Raw genomic sequence first — 22,649 nt, forward strand, 5'->3', positions numbered from 1 at the left:
TTGTCGGCTTTGCCGATTTTGAATTATTCAATTACGAGTTTTGAATTTTGAGTTTTGAATTTTGAATTGTCGGCTTTGCCGATGTTGAATTATTCAATTTGGAATTCATAATTCACAACTGATAAACTCAAAATTGCGGCTTGCCGCAACAATTCAAAACTCAAAATTCAAAACTCAAAATTCAAAATTGCGGCTTGCCGCAACAATTCAAAACTCAAAATTCAAAATTCAAAATTCAAAATTGCGGCTTGCCGCAACAATTCAAAACTCAAAATTCAAAATTCAAAATTCAAATTATGATTAGTGATAAAGCATACATAGCTCCGGGTGCAAAGATTGGCAAGAACGTTACAATCTATCCGTTTGCCTACATCGAGGACGGTGTTGAAATAGGCGACGACTGCATCATCTTCCCATACGTCAGCATCATGCGTGGCACTAAGATGGGACGTGGCAACAAGGTATATCAGAACACCGTGCTCGGTGCTGAACCTCAGGACTTCAACTATACGGGTGCTGACACACGCCTTGTTATTGGCGATGAGAACATTTTCCGTGAGAATGTGGTGGTAAACCGTGCTACATTTGTCGACGGTGAGACACGTATCGGCAACCGCAACTTCTTCATGGAGGGTGTACACATCTCACACGACACCAAGGTAGACAACTACGTAACATTCGGTTATGGTACAAAGGTAGCCGGTGACTGCGAGATTCACAGCGCTGCCATCTTCTCGTCAGGTGTCATTGTCAATTCAAATGTGCGTATCGGTGGTGCGTCTATGGTCACCAGTGGTGTGCGCATCTCGAAGGATGTTCCTCCGTTCATCGTAGCTACCGATAATCCCGTGCGCTACGGTGGCGTCAACGAGACACTGCTCAAGTCGTCTAACACAACCGACAAGGTCATCGGCCACATCGCCAATGCCTATCGTCTGGTGTTCCACGGACAGACCAGTGTATTTGATGCAATCAATCAGATTAAGGAACAGGTGCCTCCTGGAAAGGAGATCAACGCTATCGTCAAATTCCTTGAGGATAGCAAGCTGGGTATAATAAGCAAGATATAAAAAGCATTTTCATACCTTTTATATATTAGTGTTGTTATTTCAAAAGAAGCGGCAAGGTCGACGTGATGTCAACCTTGCCGCTGTTGTTTTTTATAGCTGTTTCCTTCTCAGAAGGAAACTATTTCTTTTCTTTCATGTGCTGCTCGTAGGCTCTTGCCAGTCCGCCCGTACTTGTTTCCTTGTACAGCGATGGCAGGTCGTGGCCCGTCTGCTTCATCACCTTCACTACGCGGTCGAACGAAACTGAGTGAGTACCGTCAGAGAATGATGCGTAGAGATTGGCATCAAGGGCACGTGTTGCAGCGAATGCGTTGCGCTCAATACACGGAATCTGAACCAGTCCGCACACAGGGTCGCACGTCATGCCCAAGTGATGCTCCAGTCCCATTTCCGCAGCATACTCAATCTGCGACGGACTTCCGCCGAACAGCTGACATGCTGCAGCCGAAGCCATGGCGCACGCTACGCCCACCTCGCCCTGGCAACCGACGTCTGCACCAGATATCGAAGCGTTCTGCTTCACCACATTGCCGAATATTCCGGCTGTAGCCATAGCGTGCAGAATGCGTGTGTCGCTGAAGTTATGACCCTTAGAGAGGTGATAGAGTACAGCGGGCAATACACCGCACGAACCGCAAGTAGGCGCTGTCACGATGATTCCGCCCGAAGCATTCTCCTCACTTACCGAAAGAGCGTAGGCATAAACCAGCGCACGCGACTGCAGTGACTGCTTGTATCCGCTTGCCTTGACATAATAGATAGGGCCCTTGCGTGGAAGATTGAGCGGACCGGGAAGCGCACCCTCATGGTCGATGCCACGCTCAACGCTCTCCTTCATAGCCTTCCATACATCCATCAGATAGTCCCATATATCCTCGTCCTCGTTCTCGTTGACATACTCCCAATATCCTCGTCCGTTGCTTTCGCACCAGTCCTGAATCTCGCGTAGCGTATTCAGCTTGTACACTTCGCGCAGTCCGGTAAGCCAACGTCCCTTCTCGCCTTCTGACAATGCGCCGCCGCCTACGCTATAGCAAATCCATTCGTCAGTCTGATTGCCGGCATTGTCAAATGCCACAAACTTCATACCATTGGGATGGAAGGGCAGAAACACTTGCGGTTGCCACTCAATACGCAACGGAGCAATAGGGCGCAGCACTTCGTCGATAGCTACGTCGGTCATGTGGCCACGTCCGGTAGCAGCCAGACTGCCGTAGAGCGTCACCTCAAACGAGGCAGCGTGCATGTTATGACTTGCAAATATCTTAGCCGCCTTCTGCGGTCCCATAGTGTGACTGCTTGACGGTCCCTTGCCTATACGGAAAAGTTCTCTCAATGATTTCATAATGGTTGTTTGTTTTAGTCTTCTACAAAGTTACAACAAAATTCCGAATAACCGCCGTCCGGTCTTTTATTTATTTGTGGTGTAAACGTTTTGAAATATCCATCATGATGAGATAGCTATTTCCGCAGCAAGCAAACCGAACGTCTGACTCCAGTCCGACGCACATTTGTTACAGGCTGTTGAGCCACTTCTTGCCCGATTTGGTGTTGAGCCATATTGCGAATGGCAGCATAACGGCAATGAGCCATGCAAAAGTCAATATCAATGCTTCCATATTCTTAATTTTTTAGTACCTTGTTGCCAACGTAAGCGAACAAGAATGTTATTTTATGCGAGATTTCATTACTTCTTTCAAGTCCATAGTCTAATAAAATATACTTATGGAGCAAATTTAATAAGAAAAGTTGATAAAACAAGCAACAGTCTGATGAATTATACTTTCAGTTCGTCTGCTACTACTTTATTATCCCCCATAATCATTCGTGATTGTCAAAGATTGTGTTTATCTTTGTAGATGCAGAAACAAATAAGATAATGTAATTATGACAACAAAGGAAATAGACGAACGTTCGTTAGTGAATGCTCACCGCCTCTTTGAGTCGGGTGATATCGACTTGATGCCTGTAGGTACAACTGTAGGGCTTCAGCAAATACATTGCTATCTGTTCAATGGCCTATACCCATTTGCCGGTGTTGTTCGTGACAAGAATATTGCTAAGGAGGGTTTCCGGTTTGTCAATTCGCTCTATCTTGAAGCTGCACTCGCTGCTGTAGAGAAAATGCCGGAAGACACATTTGAGCATATCATAGAGAAGTATGTAGAGATGAACGTGTGCCATCCTTTCATGGAAGGCAACGGGCGCTCTACGCGCATTTGGCTCGACATGATGCTGAAACGTGCACTTGGCAAAGTGGTCAACTGGCAGTATGTGGACAAAGACCAGTATCTCTCGGCAATGGAACGCTCACCAATCAACGACCTCGAACTGCGCTATCTGCTCTCGCAGAACCTCACTTCAGATACGGAGAATCGTGAGGTGATATTCAAGGGGATTGAGCAGAGCTATTATTATGAGGGGTATGAGAAGTAAAATAAATAATTACAAAAAAAATGACAATCATTAAAACACAACCACACATCGATCTCGATGAATACATTCGTCAAGGAGAGCCAAGTCAAAAGGAGAAGGCTTCAATTTGGCAAACAGCAATCGGTCTGCAGGCTGTGGATGGATTGCATACTTCGGAATATCTGCGAGATACTGCTTGCAAGCACATTGAGGGTGAGATAGACATTGATGAGGCTCGAGAACTGATAAGAAGTTACTATCAGTCGAAGACTCTGCGTGAGCCGGATGATGAAGAGAAGCAGGAAGCGGACAATGTTTCGGCAAACATTACCAAGATTCTTTCTTCACAGACGTTGGATTTCAGTACTGGTGGGTATATCTCCGTTCAATCGGCTTTAAGGTGGACAACAGTCTTTTTGCTCATCACTCATGGTATTTCCGCAATGCCTTGGTTCGTGCGAATTATAAGAACGCTCTTAAGGGTATTGATTATACACCAGTATATTTAGAGCGTTTCTTCCGAAATCTGTTGTTGGGAGAAAAGTGGGATTTGCGTAATCGTTATCTTCATGTTCATGCAACTGACGAATGGAAAGTACAGCCAAATTTGACAAACAACGCAAGTACCCCACAAGTTCGTGATAATCACCCCACAAGTACCCCACAAGTAAAGAACAAGCTACATACAAGTAATACTTGTATAATGGAACTGATAAAAATCATAGGGGATAAGAAAATGTCAGTAAAGGAGATGCTGGCAGCAATTGGACTGAAGGAGCGGAAAAACTTCCTATGTCTCTATTTGAATCCAGCCATTAGTGAAGGTTATGTTTGTTTGCTTTATCCCTCTTCCCCTCGCCACCCTCGTCAGAAGTATCTTCTGACTGTGAAAGGATTGGCTGTGTATGATGAATGCTACAGATAACCGTCTTTGCGGTGTTGTCTTTGCGCATCAGAATGGAGCATGCCGTATGATGCAAATATCGTACATGTAGTAAAAAAGTGTTACAAAATAAAAATCGATTCCAGAGATTTCCGGGGTCGATTTTTATGCTTTTTAGATGGTCTGATGGCATCTTGTCTTTCATTAGTTGTCCTTTTGCTTTTCAAAAGGACTACATTTACAGTGCAAATGGAGTACAGTTGCAATGTAAATGGAGTACAGTTGGAGTGCAAAAGTGGTCCTTTTGCAGAAAAATGAAGCATTTTTACGTTCATGTTTTTTATTGATTTTACTGTCTGACGTTGTAATCCGTTGTGTATAAGTAATATAGTCGAAACTGCTCAAAACTCAAGAATTTCGAGCCAAAGATGTCCTTGTGCGCTCAACTCGTAGTTTTGAGAGGTTGGAAATGCAAATATTGTACAGGGACAGGGTCTTTTTTTTAGATGAAAATATCTTGTACAACAAAAAGTAAGGCGTTGTTTTGTGTAAACGTTTGCACAAAAAAATAGTAGGTTTTTGATAATAATTCGATACTGGCTTTTGATTATAGTAATATCTTTGTATCGTAATATTGACACAAGACTTTCAATAAGACAATAGACGTGAGACACAAAAACATTCATATAGAATGCTACTGAAGACACAAAAACATTCATATGTAATGCTGTAGAGGAAAATAAAACTTAAACCAAAATATAAATAATTTTACAAAAGCCTGAAATGATGAAACAGATGTTCATATTGGCAATGATGCTACTCGCAACGTCAGGCACAGCAACAGCGCAGGACGTGGCATTGAAGACCAACCTCTTGGGTTGGGCTACAACATCGCTCAACGCAGGCGTTGAGATAGGCATAGCCGAGAAGCAGACGGCACAGCTGTTTGCTACTATCAACCCTTGGGAGTTCTCAGGGGGCAAGAAGGTGCGTTTCTGGAACGTAGAGCCCGAATACCGTTGGTGGACTTGCCAACGCTTTGGCGGCAGTTTCTTCGGTGTGCATGCTCTTGCCGGCGAATATAACATCAAGAACGTCGACTTGCCCTTCGGCACACTGCCCAAGACAAAACGCGGACGCCATTATGAAGGATGGTATATAGGTGCTGGTGTCACCTATGGCTATCAATGGTTGCTCTCGCGCCATTGGAACATGGAGGCATCGGTAGGTGTGGGCTATGCATATAGCCCGTACAAGCTGTACGGACGCTGTGCCAAGTGTCTGGAGGACAACCACCGCAATTATGTTGGACCTACCAAGGCAGCTCTCAGTATGATTTATATTTTTTAAACAGCATTATGAAGATGAATTCATTTACACATATCATCATTTCGTGCCTGATTGGAGCAGCTTCGTGCGGCTCGGCAAAGGCACAGACGCTTGCCTCCGGAGCTGTAGCCATTGACAATCTGCAGACCCGTGTCGAGGGCAACAAAGTGGATGTGGCGTTCAACCTCAACCTCAACAACCTGAAGCTTAAGGCCGAACAGCAACTTGTTTTCACTCCGATGCTTGTTGCCGACGGCGACACGACAGCCCTCACTCCAATCATCGTCAACGGCAGATCCAAACAGATACGCATGGAGCGCAGCGGCGAATTGGCTTCAATAGCTACCGCCAGCCAGCAGCCGTTGGTTGTACAGCGCAAGAACGGAACTGAGCAGAGCGTAAGCTACAGCCAGACCATTATACGCAACCGTCCGTTTGAGTCGGAGCAATTGAATCTGCTCACCGCACAAGACATTTGCGGATGTGGCGACAAGGAGAATCTCGACAACTTCCAGCTTGCCACTATCGACAATTTAGCGGCTTGGAAACCAGCCGTTACATTTGTGCGTCCTGCTGCCGAGGCTCGCAAGCAGCGTGCCGAGAAGGGCGAGGCTTATCTTAGCTTCCGTGTCAACAAGACCGATATTGTAGAGGATTTGTTCGACAATGCACGTGAGTTGGCAAAGATAACTCAGACCGTCGACCTTGTGCGCAACGACAAGAACGTAGAGATTACAGGCATAAACATACATGGATATGCCTCGCCCGACGGTCCTTATGCCAACAACGAGCGTCTGGCACGTGAGCGTGCTGCATCTCTTAAGAATTATGTAGCCCGTCTGTATCCTATTGATGCCAAGCTGTACAGCTCAAACTCCACACCGGAGGACTGGAACGGATTCAGCCGATTGGTTGGCAAGTCGCAGCTGGCAAACAAGGAGGCTATACTCGATATATCCAACTCCACCCTTGCGCCCGACGACAAGGACAAGCGCATACGTCAGCTCTATCCGCAGGATTATGCCGTGATAATGAGCGACATCTATCCGCGTCTGCGCCACAGCGACTATACCGTGAGCTATACCGTAAGGCCCTTCTCGGTAGAGGAAGCCAAGCAGATACTCAAGACTCGTCCGCAGCAGCTTTCGTTGCAGGAGATGTATCTTGTGGCACAGACCATGAAGGCAGGCTCGCCTGAATTCAACGAGGTGTTCGACGTTGCCGTGCGTATGTTCCCCAATGATCCTACAGCCAATCTCAATGCAGCATGTGCCGATTTGCAGAGAGGCGATATGGAGTCAGCCGCTCGACATCTGCAACATGCCGGCAACTCTGCCGAGGCATTGAATGCGCGTGGAGCATTGGCTGTAATGAAGAAGGACTATAAGTCGGCTCGCAAGCTGTTTGCTGAGGCTGCTGCCGCAGGTTCGGCAGATGCCAAGGCTAATGCACAGCGTATTGCTAACGTAAAATTCTAAATCAAATAATTTCTTAATCAATTAAACTTTTTAACTATGGTAAACGTTAAGAATCTATTCGGAATGGCTGTTATGGCTACAGCCTTGGTAGGTTGTTCAAGCAACGACAACCTTGCTCCTGATGGCAAAGACAATGTTGGCAAGACAGGTGAAGCCTATGCTTCATTCACGATTAATCTGCCTACAACACGTGCTACACGTGCAACAGATGGTGAGCCTGCATTTGCTGAAGGCGATGCTAAGGAATATGAGGTCAAGAACGGAACTATCCTTATATTTGACATGGATGGTAAATATGTTACAAGTGCACAGCTCGGAAACATGAATCCATGGAAGGATATCAAGACTGACGGTGTAACAACGGCTGCTACTGCTACCGTAAAACTCACTGGTGTTAATGTTGGTGGCAACTATCAGGCATTGGTTCTCCTCAACAATGATGTGGATGCCACTACTACTAAGGTTAAGTTGCCAGTTGTTGGCGTGAATTATTCTGCATGGAATGCGGATGCTTCAAACGCAGATGCTGTTAAGTATGCTTTGACTGATGGTATCTTTATGGCAAATGCTCCGAAGTATACCGGTACATCAACAGAGCCTACAACTCTTGTACCAGTTGCCAATATCTGTGCATCGCGCGAGCAAGCAGAAGCACAGCCTGCTACTACAGTTTACGTAGAGCGTGGTCTGGCTAAGGTTACAATGCAGAAATTTAATGCCGATGGTTACGCTATCGCAGCTGGTACATACGAAGGTGGCAAAGTTGAAATCAAGAAATGGCAGCTTGACGTAACCAATAAGTCAACCTTCCCTGTTCATCAGACTGATGGTTTGATGACCGCTTGGGATCAGATATGGAATACTGGTCGTTTCTTTGATGCGACAAGTTCTATGTTCCAGCGTGTATATTGGGGCAAAGATCCTAACTATTCTGGTGGTACTCTTCAGAATCTGACAGCATGTAAGAATGCTTTCAATATGATAACGAAAGACCAAGTTAAAGGCGATCCTGGTAATGAGAATCCTCAGTATTGTCTTGAGAACACATTCGACCTTGACAACATGAAGCAGGGTCAGACTACACGTGTTGTCTTTAAGGCTGTTTTCACTCCTAAGGATTTTACAACGGGACAGACATTCTTTAAGATCGGTAATAACACCGCTATATGGAGCGAGGAGAATCTTGCGCAGCAGATTAAGACCGTTGCTCTCACTGTTATGGGCATTACAAATGCTGAAGAGCAGGCAAAGTATGATGTAGACCTTTCTAAGGGCACAAACATCAGTGGCGAGGCTGGTCTGCATAAAATTGAGGCAGAGAATATTACATACACAGGCGAAGGCCAGTCAAAGGTTACAGAGAATGTAGTTAGCGCAATCAACGACAAGCTTGGTTTGAAAGAAGCCTATATCTCTACATATCTGAACGGTGAGGCTTATTACATCGCCCGTATCAAGCACTTCAACGAGTTGACTCATTGGAATGCTGGCGAAGCTTATAATGGTAATAACATGGCATTCCTTGGCCGTTACGGTGTGCTCCGCAACAACTGGTACGACCTTTCTGTAAACAGCATCAGCGGTCTTGGCTATCCTGACGTTCCTGAGGTTAAGCCTGAAATGCCCGATGATGAGAACGAACAGTACATCAACGTTGAGGTTAAGATTCTCGACTGGGCTAAGCGCAGCCAGAGCATAGATCTCTAATCAATAGTTTTTCGATAGGGGAGCTGGGCGTTCACCGCTCAGCCTCCTATTGAGATATACAAGACCTGAATACAGCACCCCACTATATACAATAAATAATCACACTCATTTAACCATTTAACGGCAAACATTATGTTTCATGGACTGCTAAAATCTTTATGCTCACTTTTCGTCATGACATTGCTGATGGCTTCATGCTCATTGATGCACGATGACCTTGAGCCTTGCGATACTGGCGTTTACCTACACTTCCGCTACGACTACAACACGCAGCGTGCCAATCTCTTCAACGACCACGTTGGAGGCATTGTTGTTATGGTATACGACAAGGACGGCAAGTTTATTATGCGCCAGGATGCCTTCAACACCGCTGCTGAAGCTCCTATCCGCCGCCATGACTTTGCCGTTCACCTCAATCTGCAGCCTGGCGACTATCAGTTTATAGCTATAGCCAATCAGAAGCGCTACGAGGACGCTCTGGCTACTAAGGGAGCCAAGTTCCGCATTCATGCACACACCGCTGGCGAGGACATGACCAAGTTCAACACCGTGCTCGACCGTACAAGTGCTGGCGAAATAGACGAGGTTGACTGTTCGGCTCCGCTCGATACGCTATGGCATGGCATGTCGCAACACCTTACTACCGTACGCGACCTGCAGGCTACACACGACACCATCTCACTGGTGCGCGACACCAAGCAGCTCACCATCTCGCTGCATCAGATTGACGCACCTGCCAACATCTCTGCCGACGATTTCGGCTACGAGGTAATAGCCGACAACGGCCACTTCAATTACGACAACTCTTTGGCAAGCGACTCAAAACTTCGCTACACGCCTTTCCATACATGGACCACCGAGTTCCGCGACGCGACAGGCAACGTTAAGGAACGCACAGCCCACGCCGGACTGATGCTCTCACGACTGGTTTATTTCCCGCCTGAGCAGAACGACCGCAATGCCATGCTGCATATATATAATAAGGTGTCGGGCAAGACCGTCGCCCTTATCAATCTGCCCGACATACTTCAGCAGGGATGCGATGCCTATGCCTCACAAAACTACGGCATTCAGGAATATCTCGACCGCGAGTACGACTATCGTCTCGACTTCTTCCTCATCGGTACCGAGTGGCAGTATGTCAACCTCTCTGTAGGTGTGCTCGACTGGGCAAAGCGCATACAGCGCATAAGCTTGTAGCAGATACCTGACTGCTACAGAATCTGAACTGAAATATTTAAACCTAATTACATTAAAAACAATGAAACGACTTGCAGACATACTCCTTTCTGTTGCTGCCCTGTTGTTGCTGGCAGCATGCACCGATGATGCCGATGTGTACAACAATCCGACGGCATCCGAGGGCAATCTGTGTGTCTATGTGCCAGTGACTCGTGATGCCAGCGGTGTCACGGGTGCCCTGGGCTCGAGCAATCCTACATACAATGCCTCAGTAGACGAGTGCAAGATCAACGACCTGCATCTTTATGCCTTCCCCGTGGGTGGCAACGGCACTTTCCTGTCGCAGGAACTGCCGTCGCCTGAGGCAAGCAACATGCTCAACGAGAATGTGGCTTCTTATCAGCTCAAGATCAAGCCCGGCACCTATCGTGTGTACGTAGTTGCCAACATGAAGGATGTGCTTGACGGCATGAGTATTAATACCGAAGGCGACTTGAAGAATGTGGTGTTGATTTATCAGCCGATGTCAAAGCCTGGCATGCCCGTAGCCAATAATATCCCTATGATATACGAGCCTGCCACAAAGGCAGCCGACGGCACAACTACTGACGGCACAGTCACCATAAGTTCTACAGACAACACAACCAAGACGGTTGTGGCTAATCTGCGTTTTACCTGTGTCAAGGTGTGTCTTAACCTTGTGTACGATCCTGATGCACCTGACGTAAATGCAGCGCTGAAGGCTAACGGACTGCAGATTACTGACGTTATAGGCAAGCGACTCTCGCCGCAGACCAGTCTGTTGTGGGACGGCAAGTTCACTAACCCCGATGTAAGCGACGACTATGCCAATGGCATCGAGTCGACATTGTACGATGCTTTGAATTCAACAGGTGAAGGCTCTTACTATACTTCGTGGACAGACGAACCTGCCAATGCCAATGTCAACGACAAGGACATCATCACAGTTGAAGGTGAGGGTGTAGCCGCACCTGTCGACAACAAGCAGAAGTGGCTCTTCCGTGCCACCTATTATCTGCCCGAGCGCTACGTGGCACAGGCTTCGCAGCAGTCGGCATTGAAGGTGGGCGGAGCTGTAGGAGGTTCGGGCATTAAGAACAGCTACAACATCAACCTCGGCCACCGTCAGGACGAGACTTCAACAACAGAAGTGCCTACATTCCCGCGCAGCACCTACTACGAGATAGTAGGACGCCTGAAGACTCTTGGCAACGTCAATCTCGACTGTATCGTGGGCGTAAAGGAGTGGCAGATGGCAACTATAGATGTCGACCTCAACCATACTACACTTTGGGTGTCGAAATCAAATGCAGAGGTTAAGTCGCTGCAAGACGACTACATCGACTACGTGACCAACGCGCTGGATGGTATCACGTTTGGGTGTGACACTGAGATAGAGAAGGTTGGTTCTGGTAAGTTGCCCGTTATTATTGCAACCAACGATGCTGCGACCAAACGTGTGACATTCAGTATTAATCCAAATATCTCGGTAAGTGACTTCAATGCTGCTGATGCTCTTACAGGCACTGCCAAAGTATGGATACAGGCAGGCAACATTAAGAAATATCTTGATGTTTCGTACGATGTTACACCATACTTCAAGGTGGATCCTGTGGATGTTGTTATCTTCTACGATGGAGGTAATGCACCTGAGTTGACTAAGGTGGTGAAGTTTACTACCAACCTTGGTGGTATACAGTTCCCGTCAGGTTGGACAGTTTCGGGAGAGGGACAAAATGTAGAATATGCCCAGTCTACAATAAACGTCAAGTGCGACAATACTAATGTGGCTGAGGGTACCTTCACCATAACGGCTGTTACCAACCCTGTGACAACAACAACACACGTCTTTACTGTAAAAGCCATTGGCGATAACAATGTTGAACAGCAGATACGTGTAATGGTGCGTCCTCCAGTGGGCGACTACATTATATATATGCGAGCCATAAACGACTTGGCATGGTGCAATGGTGGCGGTGTCACCGAGTATCAGCATTCTAATATGCTTGACGAGCAAGACTACATCAAAGGTTCTGAAGAAAACAACAACTGGCGTGACGGTTGGTATGAAGAACAGAATTCAAATTGGAAAGAAGACCGTTCACCGCACAACGGCTATCACTATGTCTACATCTACACACAGATAGGTGAGACAAAGCCTGATGGTACAAAGGACCCGAATACGGCAGAATGGTATTTCGGTGGAGAGACCGATTACAAGGATTTCAATCGCAACACAGTATCGCAGGGTACTGACAATGATAAGTATAAGGGAAAGTGGTGGCCAGGTCGCTCGATGAAGGCTGACAATAACAACCCAGGTTGGTACTATTACAGTATAGCGCATAATGCTATGTCTGTAGGAAACAACGGTAAGGGACAGGCACAGACTACTGCTGAAAAGAAGATAAAGCCGGGACAGACCCTGCTGATTTTCAGCAATGGTACATTCCTCGACGCAGGCTTCCAGTCGCATCGATTCACCCATCACAACGATCCCGGCATCACACTCTTCAACTATGAGGATCGTGAAGGCTGGTATCTGTATGACCCATTGTCGGATCCTTACTACAGAGTATATGATGAGAAACCTACCGTGGTAGACGTAGAGTATACCATATATACCAAGAACAGAAAAATAACTGCTTGGTATTCTCTATTTGGAGTAAACAGTGGAGATGGTAAAGGTAAATTTACAATGTGGTGCAATAACAGCAATGTTCCTGGCGAATTTGAGTGCACTGAATACGGACCGGACCGCAATGGCAAAACCTGGTACAAGACCATACTCCACCTCAAAGCCCCATTAGGAGAGTATGATAAGATTCTGACGGTTAAGGTAGGTGGTGATGCCATTCATACTAAACTGTTCGATGGTGAGAACTATCCCTCAACCAAGATGAACGGCAAGCGTTATGTTGTGGAAGGCAGTTTCGATTCGGACACCAAGACATGGAGTCAGGGAGCTCCCTTTTAAAAAGTAATAATTAAAAGACAACAATATGTATATCAAGAAATTGACAAGTTGGTTCTTCATGCTCTTGGCTGTGGCATTGGCTGCTTGCAGCGACATCACAGACATTGTAGGAGGCGGCACGCAAGACTTGCCGTCAGAAGGAGTTGTGCTGACTCTTAAGTTGCCCAATTTCACCAAGAATTCTGTGACGACAAGAGCTGAGTCACAACAGGTCGACAAAGTCTGCGTATTGTGTTATGACTCAGACGACAAGTATCTCGGCATGAGCAATATAACAAGCTCGGACATCAAGCCCAAGGATGACGGTACATACGAGGTGAAGGTTATGGTTAAGGAGGGAGCAGCAACGCTACATGTTGTTGCCAATGCCGATATAACAGAGAGTGATGCCAAGGACGCTGAGGGAAAGATAAACCTGTACAATGCTGTCCGCAGCGACAAGATTGACATCAACACTCCCGTATGTTGGGGAAGCATCAAGGTGGCTGACATGCTTAGTGGCAACCTGTCGTTGTCGTTGCTCAGGCAGTTTGCCAAAACGTCTGTTACCAAGGATGCGTCGTTGACCAATTTCGAGATAACAGGTTTCAGACTATTCAACACGGCATCATCGGGCACGATAGCCTCAAAGTCGATTAATGATGTGGCTTTGCCATCGGTAGATTGCTCGGATAATACAGACGGCTATGTATCGGGCGAGCAGCCTTTCTATGAGACACCTGCCGACAAGGCATATATGATTATCCGTGCAAAATATGATGGCGGAGCAGACACATATTATAAAGTGGCGTTCAAGAACAAGACATCTGACGGCACCTTAGAGTCGATAGCTCTTCTGCGCAACCATCATTATCAGGTGAAGGTTACGGCTGTGAACCATGCAGGATGGTCGACAGAGCAGGAAGCAATAGACAATCTGCCAGAGAACAGACTGTCTGTAGTGGTGGTTGACGACAATCCGCCTATTGTGAACATGATAGCATGTAAGGACTACGAACTTGGCGTGTGTGGCAAGCAGACTGTATTGGGTAAGGAAAAGACGGCTAAAATTACGTTTGTAACAACCAAGCAGCACCCTGAAGATTTTAGTGTAGTTTCGAACAACCCTGATTGGATTTCAGTTCCCACTGATTATCAATCAAAAGCAAAGTATATTGATTTGCCAACATCTGCTAGACCCCACTCGTCAGCAGGCAGACTGTACACTATCGAACTTACTCTGACCGAGAACTACGAATCGGATGCGCATACTGGTATTGTGACAATAACATCAGGCGACTTGTCGCGCAGTGTAGAGATTACACAGTTGGGCTACGACTTCCGTACTGATCCAAATAGAATTGTGCAGATACGAGGACTTGCAGGACTTTCGTCCGATGATGAAGCCGACTACTTCAAATGGATGGATGCCTCGCTTCAGGGCATAACACCAGCGGAAAACCAAGGCAGAGTGCGCAACGACGGACTCCACTTCTTTGTGGGCAACAATACGGTTTACTATCTCATTCCGAAGCTTCAGGGCGACGAACTCACGTGTAATGACACACGAGTGAAGGTGGACAAGGAAAGCGTCAGCGGATTCTACAAGGTTATGCTTGCCAACAATTCGGACGAATCGTATAACGACAATAATTATAATAGGTGGATTAGCAATGAGGCATTTACCATTATAACTATCACCAACAATAGAACCAATATTAAAGTAACCTATCCGGTTTATCATGTAGGATTGTTTGCACAGCTGACCGGAAAGGCAGCAACCGACTATCAGCTTGGCAAGAGCAAGGCTTCGGGATGGTACTATTATGAGATGGTTAACGTAGTGGCTAAGGTTACTAAAAAAGATGGAACTACCGAGTACAAGGCCTACTACATGCTCGACCGCAACCTTGGTGCCACAAACAACGGCTACTATTCTCCTTCCACAACCGCCCTTAAAGACAACATAGGAGCAATAGGTGGCTACTTTAAGATTTCGGAGGCACAAAGTTCTGATGAGGCAAAAAAAGATGACCATGTGGTAGATGCTCTGGCAATAGGCAACTTCAAGGTGTGCGACAACATGTGTCTGCAAGGTCTTATAGACAACAACAATGCCTTGGCGATAGAAGAGGAGACGACTCATTATGGCGAGAAGTACAACTGTCTGAGAATTACTACGCGAAACTGGGATATTCCCGAGATATTTATCCCTATGAGCGGATATTATGAGGGTGCGACTTACAAGGATGAATATCATGCCAATTTATGGACAAGCTCACGACTGTCAGACTATCAGGGATTCTCGGCAAGCAGTCCTGAATACGGCTTCTGGTACTTGTATCTTGATGTTTTCGGCAAGACGCTTAATATGTCAAACTACCGATTTGTGTCTGGTTCGTCAGGTGGCAACACAGGCAGATATCGTGCAATGCCAGTAAGACTTGTAGCAAAATAGCAGAATAATTAGGTTTTGATAATTTTTGGGTATTTAAAGAAAACCTCTCAAAACTCGAGCTTTTATGAGCCAAGGATAACCTTGTGCACAAAGCTCGTGGCTTTGAGAGGTTTTTAAATGTAAGTTGTTCTTTTGTTTTTCCTCTTCATTGCTCTATTTTTCCTACGAATTTATTGTTTTGCTCTGTTAACAAAAGACAAAATGCAGGTGTTTTATTTGCTTGTATCGAATTATTGCTGTAATTTTGCACATACATAAATTGATGTGCAAAATAATAGAAAGGTAAGGAAACGTTATGTCAATATCCAAGACTCGCCAAAAACTCGTTGATGTGGCACGCCAGCTGTTTGCCAAGAACGGCATTGCCAACACTACAATGAACGACATTGCTGTGGCATCGGGCAAGGGTCGCCGCACGCTTTACACCTACTTCAACCGTAAGGAAGACGTGTATTCGGCTGTGATAGAGTCGGAATTGGAGCGACTTTCGGACAAGCTCGACGAGGTGGCAGGCATGAAGATGCGCCCGCAGGACAAGATTATAGAGCTGATATACACACATCTGAGCATGATCAGGGAGACGGTGGTGCGCAACGGCAATCTGCGTGCAGAATTTTTCCGCAACATCTGGATGGTGGAGAAGGTGCGCAAGAAGTTTGACGAAGACGAGATAGAACTCTTCCGCAAGGTATATGCCGACGGCAAGGCCGACGGTGAGTTTGACATAGAAGACGTCGACCTTGTGGCAGACATCACACATTATTGTATAAAGGGACTTGAGGTGCCGTTCATATACGGCCGTCTGGGACACGGAATGACCGAAGAGACCAGCAAGCCGCTTGTAGCCAAGGTGGTGTATGGCGCACTGGGCAAGCGTATTAATAATGTATAGTGAAGATATATATACGAAACAATAAAGTACTAAATAACAATAAATCAATTAACGAAATGGGATTACTTACAGGTAAGACTGCCCTCGTCACTGGAGCAGCCCGCGGCATCGGAAAGGCTGTCGCTATGAAATTCGCCTCTGAAGGCGCAAACATCGCATTCACCGACCTCGTTCTTAACGACGAAATGGCAGCAGGTCTTGAGGCAACACGCAAGGAGATTGAAGCTCTCGGCGTTACATGCCGCGCTTATGCTGGCAACGCCGCCGACTTTGAGGAGACCGAGAAGACTGTTAAGCAGATTCACGCTGACTTCGGTTCGATCGACATTCTCGTTAACAACGCCGGTATCACCAAGGACGGACTCATGCTGCGTATGTCAGAGGCACAGTGGGACGCTGTATTGAACGTCAACCTTAAGTCGGCTTTCAACTTCATCCACGCTTGCTCGCCAATCATGCTGCGTCAGCGCAGTGGCTCTATCATCAACATGGCTTCGGTAGTTGGTGTTCACGGCAACGCTGGTCAGTGCAACTATGCTGCCTCTAAGGCTGGTATGATTGCTCTTGCCAAGTCAATCGCTCAGGAGTTGGGCCCGAAGGGTGTACGTGCCAACGCTGTTGCTCCTGGTTTCATCGAGACAGCTATGACTGCACAGCTGCCTGAGGAGATTCGCAAGGACTGGATGAAGAAGATTCCTCTTCGTCGTGGTGGTCAGACCGAGGACATCGCCAATGTATGTCTGTTCCTCGCTTCTGACATGTCTTCTTATGTCAGCGGTCAGGTCATCCAGATCGACGGTGGCATGAACATGTAATCAGACTCTGATTATATATATTATTAAATATGGTAGGAGGGTATGGCGGAACACCATATCCTCCTATTTTAATTCATATACCAGCTTATGAAGGTAGTCTACGAAGACAATCACATTATAATAGTCGACAAGTGCAGCGGCGAGATTGTGCAGGGCGACAAGACCGGTGACAAGCCTCTGTCCGATACAGTGAAGGAGTATATCAAGGAGAAATACAACAAGCCGGGCAACGTGTTCCTGGGCGTTGTACACCGACTCGACCGCCCCGTAAGCGGACTCGTGGTGTTTGCCAAGACGTCGAAGGCTTTGTCGCGACTCAACGACATGTTCCGCACGGGCGACGTGCACAAGACATACTGGGCAGTGGTGAAGCGCCGTGATATAGCTCCAGAGGGTACGCTGACCGACTGGCTCACTCGCAACGAACGCCAGAACAAGAGCTACGCACATGAACGCGAGGTGCCTGGAGCCAAGAAGGCTGTGCTGAAATACAAGGTGCGTGCCGTTGCCGACAATTATATGCTCATTGAGGTGACGCTGCTCACAGGCCGCCACCATCAGATACGCTGCCAGTTGGCACACATGGGATGCCCCATCAAGGGCGACCTGAAGTATGGTGCACCGCGCAGCAATCCCGACGGTAGCATATCATTGCTGTCGCGCCGTGTAGAGTTTGTGCATCCCGTGTCGAAGGAGACCATCGTGGCTTACGCCGATGTGCCTAATGACCGCCTGTGGCACGACCTCAGCGCCAATGCGGAGTAGAGGTTCGCTCAAAACTAAATAAAAATAATAAAAAAGCAAAATATGAAGCCAGTTGTAAAGAAATCGCTTATTGCCGTGGCTGCAGTTGTTGCCACGCCCATTGTCATTTTAGTTCTATTGGCTGTGCTGCTTTATGTGCCGTCAGTGCAAAACTGGGCAGTAAGGCAAGTGGCTTCATATGCCTCAGAGTCGACAGGTATGACAGTACGTGTCGACCATGTGCGCCTGCGCTTTCCGTTAGACCTGACAGTCGACGGTTTTCTGGCAACGCAGCCCAACGACTCCTTGCGCCACAAAACCGACACCATTGCCGACGCACGCCAGCTTACTGTGAGTGTACGTCTGCGTCCGTTGTTTCATGGCAATGTGGTGGTCGACCGCCTCGAATTGGCGGACACCAAACTCAATACAGCCCACTTCGTACCCTCGGCACGTGTCAAGGGACACGTCGGACAGCTCTCGCTGCGCAGCCGCAGCATCAATCTTAATGACGAGACCGTACACATCGACCAAGCTGCGCTGAAGGGCGCGCGTCTGGATGTGGCGCTGAGCGACACCGTTCCGGAAGACACTACCAGCACGCCGTCGCACTGGAACATCTCGCTCGACCGTCTTGACATAGCCGACACAAAAGCCACGGTTCACATGCCGGACGACTCGCTGCGCATTGCGGCAGGAATAGGCAAGCTGGAGGCACGCAACGGCAGCTTCGACCTGTTTAAGGGAACGTATAGTGTGGGTTCGCTCGACTGGCGTGAGGGTTCGCTCAACTACGACATGCGCTACACCTTGGCTCAGCCGGGGCTCGACTATAATCATATAGCACTCTCCGCCATTGGCATGCACGTCGACTCGCTGCAATATAGCGACGACGGCGTAAGGCTGAGGCTGAAGGAGTGTGCGCTGAAGGAGAAGAGCGGACTGCAAGTCAACGAATTCTCAACCTACCTTTTGCTGGATTCTACCCATGTGTGGCTGCCCGATATGCGACTGCGCACACCTCGGTCGATGCTCACGGCAAAGGTGAAGATGGACCTTTCGACATTTGCCGAAAGCAATCCGGGCGTCATGGACGTCAACATCAAGGGCTATGTCGTCAAGACCGACTTCGTGCCGCTGTTTGGGTTCTTGCCCAAGGAGATGCTGCGCCGCATGCCCGCCACGCCCATCACTCTCAATGCCGACATCAACGGCAACATGCGCCGGCTCAGTATCAACGAGCTGTCCGTAACCTATCCTACGGCTTTCGCCTTAAAGGCTAAGGGCAAGGCGCAGAATCTCACGGATACCGACCGTCTGCGTGCCGACATCAAGGCTGAGGGACGTACATATAATCTCGACTTTGTCAAAGCGATGTTGCCACGCTCGGTGGCAAGCTCGTTCAACATACCATACGGCATTGGGCTTAAAGCCAATGTGCATGCCGACGGACCACGCTATGCTGCCGACTTCAATGTGACTGAGGGTGGCGGACATGTGGGCGGCAAGGCTTCGGTCGACACTCGCCGCATGGCTTACAACGCAACGCTGTCGGCAAAGAGTCTGCATCTGTCGCACTTCGTGCCCGGACTGGCGGCAGGACCGTTCACGGGCAGTCTGAAGGCGCACGGAGTGGGCACCGACATGTTGTCGCCTCGTACGCAGCTCGATGCAGAGGGCAGTATTGCCGAGTTCAGATATGCCGGCTACGACATGTCGAACACTAAGCTAACAGCCAATGTACACAATGGAGTGGGGCATGCGCTGCTCGACAGCCATACGCCGCTGCTGCAGGGCACCATCAACCTCAATGCCCTGATGAACGGCAAACGCATGGATGCACAGCTGGCGTGCGACCTTATCAATGCCGACTTTATGCGTATGGGCGTGAGCAAACGTCCGCTGACAGCCTCGCTGCGTGCCGATGTTGACCTGGCGAGCGACTTTAAGGTCAATCACACCGCACGTGGAGTGATTGGCAACATCATCGTGCGCGACAGTTTGCGTACGTATCGCCCCGAGCGAATAGCGCTCGACATATTCACTCGCCGCGACTCTACTCACGCCGCTGTAACAAGTGGCGACTTTACGTTGCGTCTTGACGGCAGCGGTACGATAGAGCACATATTGAAGCGTCTGGAGAGTGTCAACGAGGAGGCTATGCGACAGTCGAAGGAGAGATATATCGACCAGTTGCGCCTGCGTGAGCGTCTGCCCGACGTGGCGCTGTACTTCGATGCCGGACGCGAAAACATATTCGCCCGCACATTGCGCCGCTTCGGCTACGACTTTCACAATGCTTATATAGATATGGCTACATCGCCGGCGGCAGGCATCAACGGCAAGCTGCGCCTCGACTCGCTCGTGGCAGCCGGAGTGCAGCTTGACACCATACGCCTGGCGTTCAAGTCGGATTCGATAAAGACCGACTTTGAGGGACAGGTGCGCAACAACCGCTCCAACAAGCAGTTTGTGTTTGACGCCCGTTTCCGTGGCGCCTTCCACGAGCAGTCGATGTATTTAGGTACACGCATATACGATGCCCGCGAACGTCTTGGCATTGCGCTCGGACTGCGTGCACAGATGGAACAGGGCGGTGTGCGTGTGTCGTTAGGCGGCATCGATCCTGTGTTGGGATATAAGGAATTCAAGGTTAACAAGAACAACTATGTGTTCTTTGCCAATGATAAGCGCCTCTCTGCCGACATGGCTCTGCGTGCCGACGACGGTATGGCGGTGCGTGTATACACCAACGACAGCACTGAGGCATTGCAGGACGTTACTATAGGACTGGCACGCTTCGACCTGCAGAAGGTGCTTGCCGTAGTACCTTACGCACCGAACATTTCGGGCATTCTCAACGGCGACTTCCACTACATATCACAGCAAGAGGGCGATATGTCGGTATCGTCGTCGGTGAGCATTGACAAAATGACTTACGAGGGTTGTCCGATAGGCAATCTGTCGAGCGAGTTTGTGTATATGCCAAAGGACAATATGCGCGAGCATTATGTAGACGGAACGCTGTCGATGGACGACTACGAGGTGTGCTCACTCACCGGATTGTACGACACCGATGGTGAAGGCACGCTCGATGCCGACCTCAAGATGTCGCGCACACCGCTGCTTCTGCTCAACGGTTTTGTGCCCGACCGCATCATAGGCTTCAAGGGCTATGCCCAGGGCGAGGTGAAGGTGCACGGCTCGCTCAGTCGTCCAGATGTCAACGGCGAGGTTTATTTTGACTCAGCCTATGTGGCAAGCGAACCCTATGGCATCGAGATGCGTATGTGCGACGACCCGCTCACCATCACCAACAGTCGCCTTTCGCTCGAGAACTTCCAGCTCTTTGCCCGCAACGGCAATCCGCTTACGCTGCGCGGATATGTCGACTTTGCCGACGTGGCAAACATGTCGCTCAACGTAAGAATGCGTGCCGACAACTATCTGCTCATCGACTCGAAGGAGACGGCACGCTCGGAGGCTTATGGCAAGGCGTGGGTCAACTTCCTCGGACTGGCTGAGGGACCGCTCGATGCGCTGCGTGTGCGTGGACGACTCGATGTGCTGGGTTCGAGCGACGTCACATATATATTGCGCGACTCGCCACTCACCACCGACAATCAGCTCGATGGACTCGTGAAGTTTGTCAACTTCCGCGACCCGAATGCCGTTACCGTGACACGTCCGCCAATCAACGGACTCAACATGGACCTCACGGTCAACATCGACGACGGTTCGCATGTGCTGTGCGCACTCAATGCCGACCACTCCAACTATGTTGACCTCATTGGTGGAGGCGACCTGCGTATGCAATATACTGCCAGCGACGGACTGAGTCTGTACGGACGCTATACTATAGGTTCGGGTGAGATGAAATACTCGTTGCCCGTAATTCCGCTCAAGACATTTACCATCAAGGACGGCAGCTATGCCGAATTCTCGGGCGACCCGATGAATCCGCGACTCAACATCACCGCCACAGAAGAGAACAAGACAACCGTGACCGATGACGGCGGAACCGGCCGCAGCGTTACATTCGAGTGTGGTGTCGTGATAACCAAGACGCTGAAGGACATGGGACTGCAGTTTACCATCGACGCACCCGACGACCAGCAGATGCACAACGAACTGATGACGCAGTCGGTAGAGAACCGTGGCAAGCTGGCTGTGACCATGCTTACAACGGGCATGTATCTCGCCGACGGCAACACCAACTCGTTCTCGATGAACAATGCGCTGAGTGCATTCCTCAACTCGCAAATCAACGCCATCAGCGGCAATGCCTTGCGCACGCTCGACCTTTCGTTCGGAATGGACAACACTACGCTGGGTTCGGGACAGGTACACACCGACTACTCGTTCAAGTTCTCAAAGCGATTCTGGAACAACCGTCTGCGCATAGTCATCGGTGGAAAGGTGTCGAGCGGTGCCGAGATTGAAAACCAGAACGATACGTTCTTCGACAACGTTACGTTTGAGTATCGTCTGTCGCCCAACTCCAACAAGTACTTGAAGCTGTTCTACGACCGCGACTCGTACGACTGGCTCGAAGGCTATGTGGAGCAGTTTGGTGGCGGTTTCCTGTGGCGCAAGAAGATGGACAGCCTGAAGGAGATATTCCGTTTCAGAAAGCCGAAACAGAACGACCAGATTGAGCTGCTCAATGACACTACAAGACAGAAGAAATAATAATAAA

At 48.6% G+C, this 22,649-nt stretch carries 15 protein-coding genes; 14 read left to right on the forward strand and 1 reads right to left on the reverse strand.

The window, feature by feature from the left end; all coding sequences use genetic code 11:
• Positions 1-296: 296 nt before the first annotated feature.
• Positions 297-1,070: an acyl-ACP--UDP-N-acetylglucosamine O-acyltransferase gene (gene lpxA / locus I6E38_RS00375; RefSeq protein ID WP_262912292.1), complete on the forward strand. Its 774-nt coding sequence runs from the start codon at positions 297-299 to the stop codon at positions 1,068-1,070.
• Between the two features lie 118 nt (positions 1,071-1,188).
• Here lpxA and I6E38_RS00380 read toward each other — a convergent pair whose 3' ends face one another.
• Positions 1,189-2,415, reverse strand: a complete 1,227-nt coding sequence (locus tag I6E38_RS00380; RefSeq protein WP_235392114.1) for an L-serine ammonia-lyase, iron-sulfur-dependent, subunit alpha — start codon at positions 2,413-2,415, stop codon at positions 1,189-1,191.
• 542 nt (positions 2,416-2,957) lie between these two features.
• Here I6E38_RS00380 and fic point away from each other — a divergent pair.
• The 13 genes from fic to I6E38_RS00440 all read left to right on the forward strand — a co-directional run bounded on the left by fic (position 2,958) and on the right by I6E38_RS00440 (position 22,642).
• Positions 2,958-3,506, forward strand: coding sequence for a protein adenylyltransferase Fic (gene fic / locus I6E38_RS00385; RefSeq protein WP_235392115.1), 549 nt, complete (start codon positions 2,958-2,960; stop codon positions 3,504-3,506).
• 20 nt (positions 3,507-3,526) lie between these two features.
• Positions 3,527-3,994 (forward strand): antitoxin VbhA family protein, encoded by a 468-nt coding sequence (locus tag I6E38_RS15420; protein ID WP_308232289.1) that lies wholly within the window; start codon positions 3,527-3,529, stop codon positions 3,992-3,994.
• Positions 3,995-4,188: 194 nt separating this feature from the next.
• Positions 4,189-4,410 carry a Fic family protein gene (locus tag I6E38_RS15425; RefSeq protein WP_337435396.1) on the forward strand — a complete coding sequence of 74 codons (222 nt, stop codon included), beginning with the start codon at positions 4,189-4,191 and terminating at the stop codon, positions 4,408-4,410.
• Positions 4,411-5,151: 741 nt separating this feature from the next.
• Entirely contained in the window at positions 5,152-5,718 is a 567-nt protein-coding gene (locus I6E38_RS00395; RefSeq protein WP_337776918.1) for a DUF3575 domain-containing protein, read from the forward strand.
• Positions 5,719-5,732: 14 nt separating this feature from the next.
• Entirely contained in the window at positions 5,733-7,175 is a 1,443-nt protein-coding gene (locus I6E38_RS00400; RefSeq protein ID WP_235392116.1) for a DUF3868 domain-containing protein, read from the forward strand.
• Between the two features lie 36 nt (positions 7,176-7,211).
• Positions 7,212-8,882 carry an Mfa1 family fimbria major subunit gene (locus tag I6E38_RS00405; RefSeq protein WP_235392117.1) on the forward strand — a complete coding sequence of 557 codons (1,671 nt, stop codon included), beginning with the start codon at positions 7,212-7,214 and terminating at the stop codon, positions 8,880-8,882.
• 132 nt (positions 8,883-9,014) lie between these two features.
• Positions 9,015-10,082, forward strand: coding sequence for a FimB/Mfa2 family fimbrial subunit (locus tag I6E38_RS00410; protein ID WP_235392118.1), 1,068 nt, complete (start codon positions 9,015-9,017; stop codon positions 10,080-10,082).
• 61 nt (positions 10,083-10,143) lie between these two features.
• On the forward strand, positions 10,144-13,062 hold the full coding sequence (locus I6E38_RS00415; protein ID WP_235392119.1) for a fimbrial protein: 2,919 nt from the start codon (positions 10,144-10,146) through the stop codon (positions 13,060-13,062).
• A 25-nt stretch (positions 13,063-13,087) separates the two neighbouring features.
• Complete coding sequence (locus I6E38_RS00420; RefSeq protein WP_235392120.1) at positions 13,088-15,499, forward strand: FimB/Mfa2 family fimbrial subunit; 2,412 nt, start codon at positions 13,088-13,090, stop codon at positions 15,497-15,499.
• Positions 15,500-15,794: 295 nt separating this feature from the next.
• Positions 15,795-16,391 carry a TetR/AcrR family transcriptional regulator gene (locus I6E38_RS00425; protein ID WP_235392121.1) on the forward strand — a complete coding sequence of 199 codons (597 nt, stop codon included), beginning with the start codon at positions 15,795-15,797 and terminating at the stop codon, positions 16,389-16,391.
• A 56-nt stretch (positions 16,392-16,447) separates the two neighbouring features.
• On the forward strand, positions 16,448-17,206 hold the full coding sequence (gene fabG / locus I6E38_RS00430) for a 3-oxoacyl-[acyl-carrier-protein] reductase (protein WP_235392122.1): 759 nt from the start codon (positions 16,448-16,450) through the stop codon (positions 17,204-17,206).
• Between the two features lie 87 nt (positions 17,207-17,293).
• A complete protein-coding gene (locus I6E38_RS00435) occupies positions 17,294-17,971 on the forward strand; it encodes an RluA family pseudouridine synthase (RefSeq protein WP_235392123.1) in 678 nt (225 codons plus the stop codon).
• 42 nt (positions 17,972-18,013) lie between these two features.
• On the forward strand, positions 18,014-22,642 hold the full coding sequence (locus I6E38_RS00440; protein ID WP_235392124.1) for a translocation/assembly module TamB domain-containing protein: 4,629 nt from the start codon (positions 18,014-18,016) through the stop codon (positions 22,640-22,642).
• Positions 22,643-22,649 lie beyond the last annotated feature (7 nt).

The sequence above is a fragment of the Leyella stercorea genome (assembly GCF_021531355.1).
GTDB lineage: Bacteria > Bacteroidota > Bacteroidia > Bacteroidales > Bacteroidaceae > Prevotella.

Bases quoted from the DNA above. Each gene is read 5' to 3' on its own strand.
- lpxA (WP_262912292.1), top strand. From the start codon at position 297: ATGATTAGTGATAAAGCATACATAGCTCCGGGTGCAAAGATTGGCAAG.
- I6E38_RS00380 (WP_235392114.1), bottom strand. From the start codon at position 2,415: ATGAAATCATTGAGAGAACTTTTCCGTATAGGCAAGGGACCGTCAAGC.
- fic (WP_235392115.1), top strand. From the start codon at position 2,958: ATGACAACAAAGGAAATAGACGAACGTTCGTTAGTGAATGCTCACCGC.
- I6E38_RS15420 (WP_308232289.1), top strand. From the start codon at position 3,527: ATGACAATCATTAAAACACAACCACACATCGATCTCGATGAATACATT.
- I6E38_RS15425 (WP_337435396.1), top strand. From the start codon at position 4,189: ATGGAACTGATAAAAATCATAGGGGATAAGAAAATGTCAGTAAAGGAG.
- I6E38_RS00395 (WP_337776918.1), top strand. From the start codon at position 5,152: ATGATGAAACAGATGTTCATATTGGCAATGATGCTACTCGCAACGTCA.
- I6E38_RS00400 (WP_235392116.1), top strand. From the start codon at position 5,733: ATGAATTCATTTACACATATCATCATTTCGTGCCTGATTGGAGCAGCT.
- I6E38_RS00405 (WP_235392117.1), top strand. From the start codon at position 7,212: ATGGTAAACGTTAAGAATCTATTCGGAATGGCTGTTATGGCTACAGCC.
- I6E38_RS00410 (WP_235392118.1), top strand. From the start codon at position 9,015: ATGTTTCATGGACTGCTAAAATCTTTATGCTCACTTTTCGTCATGACA.
- I6E38_RS00415 (WP_235392119.1), top strand. From the start codon at position 10,144: ATGAAACGACTTGCAGACATACTCCTTTCTGTTGCTGCCCTGTTGTTG.
- I6E38_RS00420 (WP_235392120.1), top strand. From the start codon at position 13,088: ATGTATATCAAGAAATTGACAAGTTGGTTCTTCATGCTCTTGGCTGTG.
- I6E38_RS00425 (WP_235392121.1), top strand. From the start codon at position 15,795: ATGTCAATATCCAAGACTCGCCAAAAACTCGTTGATGTGGCACGCCAG.
- fabG (WP_235392122.1), top strand. From the start codon at position 16,448: ATGGGATTACTTACAGGTAAGACTGCCCTCGTCACTGGAGCAGCCCGC.
- I6E38_RS00435 (WP_235392123.1), top strand. From the start codon at position 17,294: ATGAAGGTAGTCTACGAAGACAATCACATTATAATAGTCGACAAGTGC.
- I6E38_RS00440 (WP_235392124.1), top strand. From the start codon at position 18,014: ATGAAGCCAGTTGTAAAGAAATCGCTTATTGCCGTGGCTGCAGTTGTT.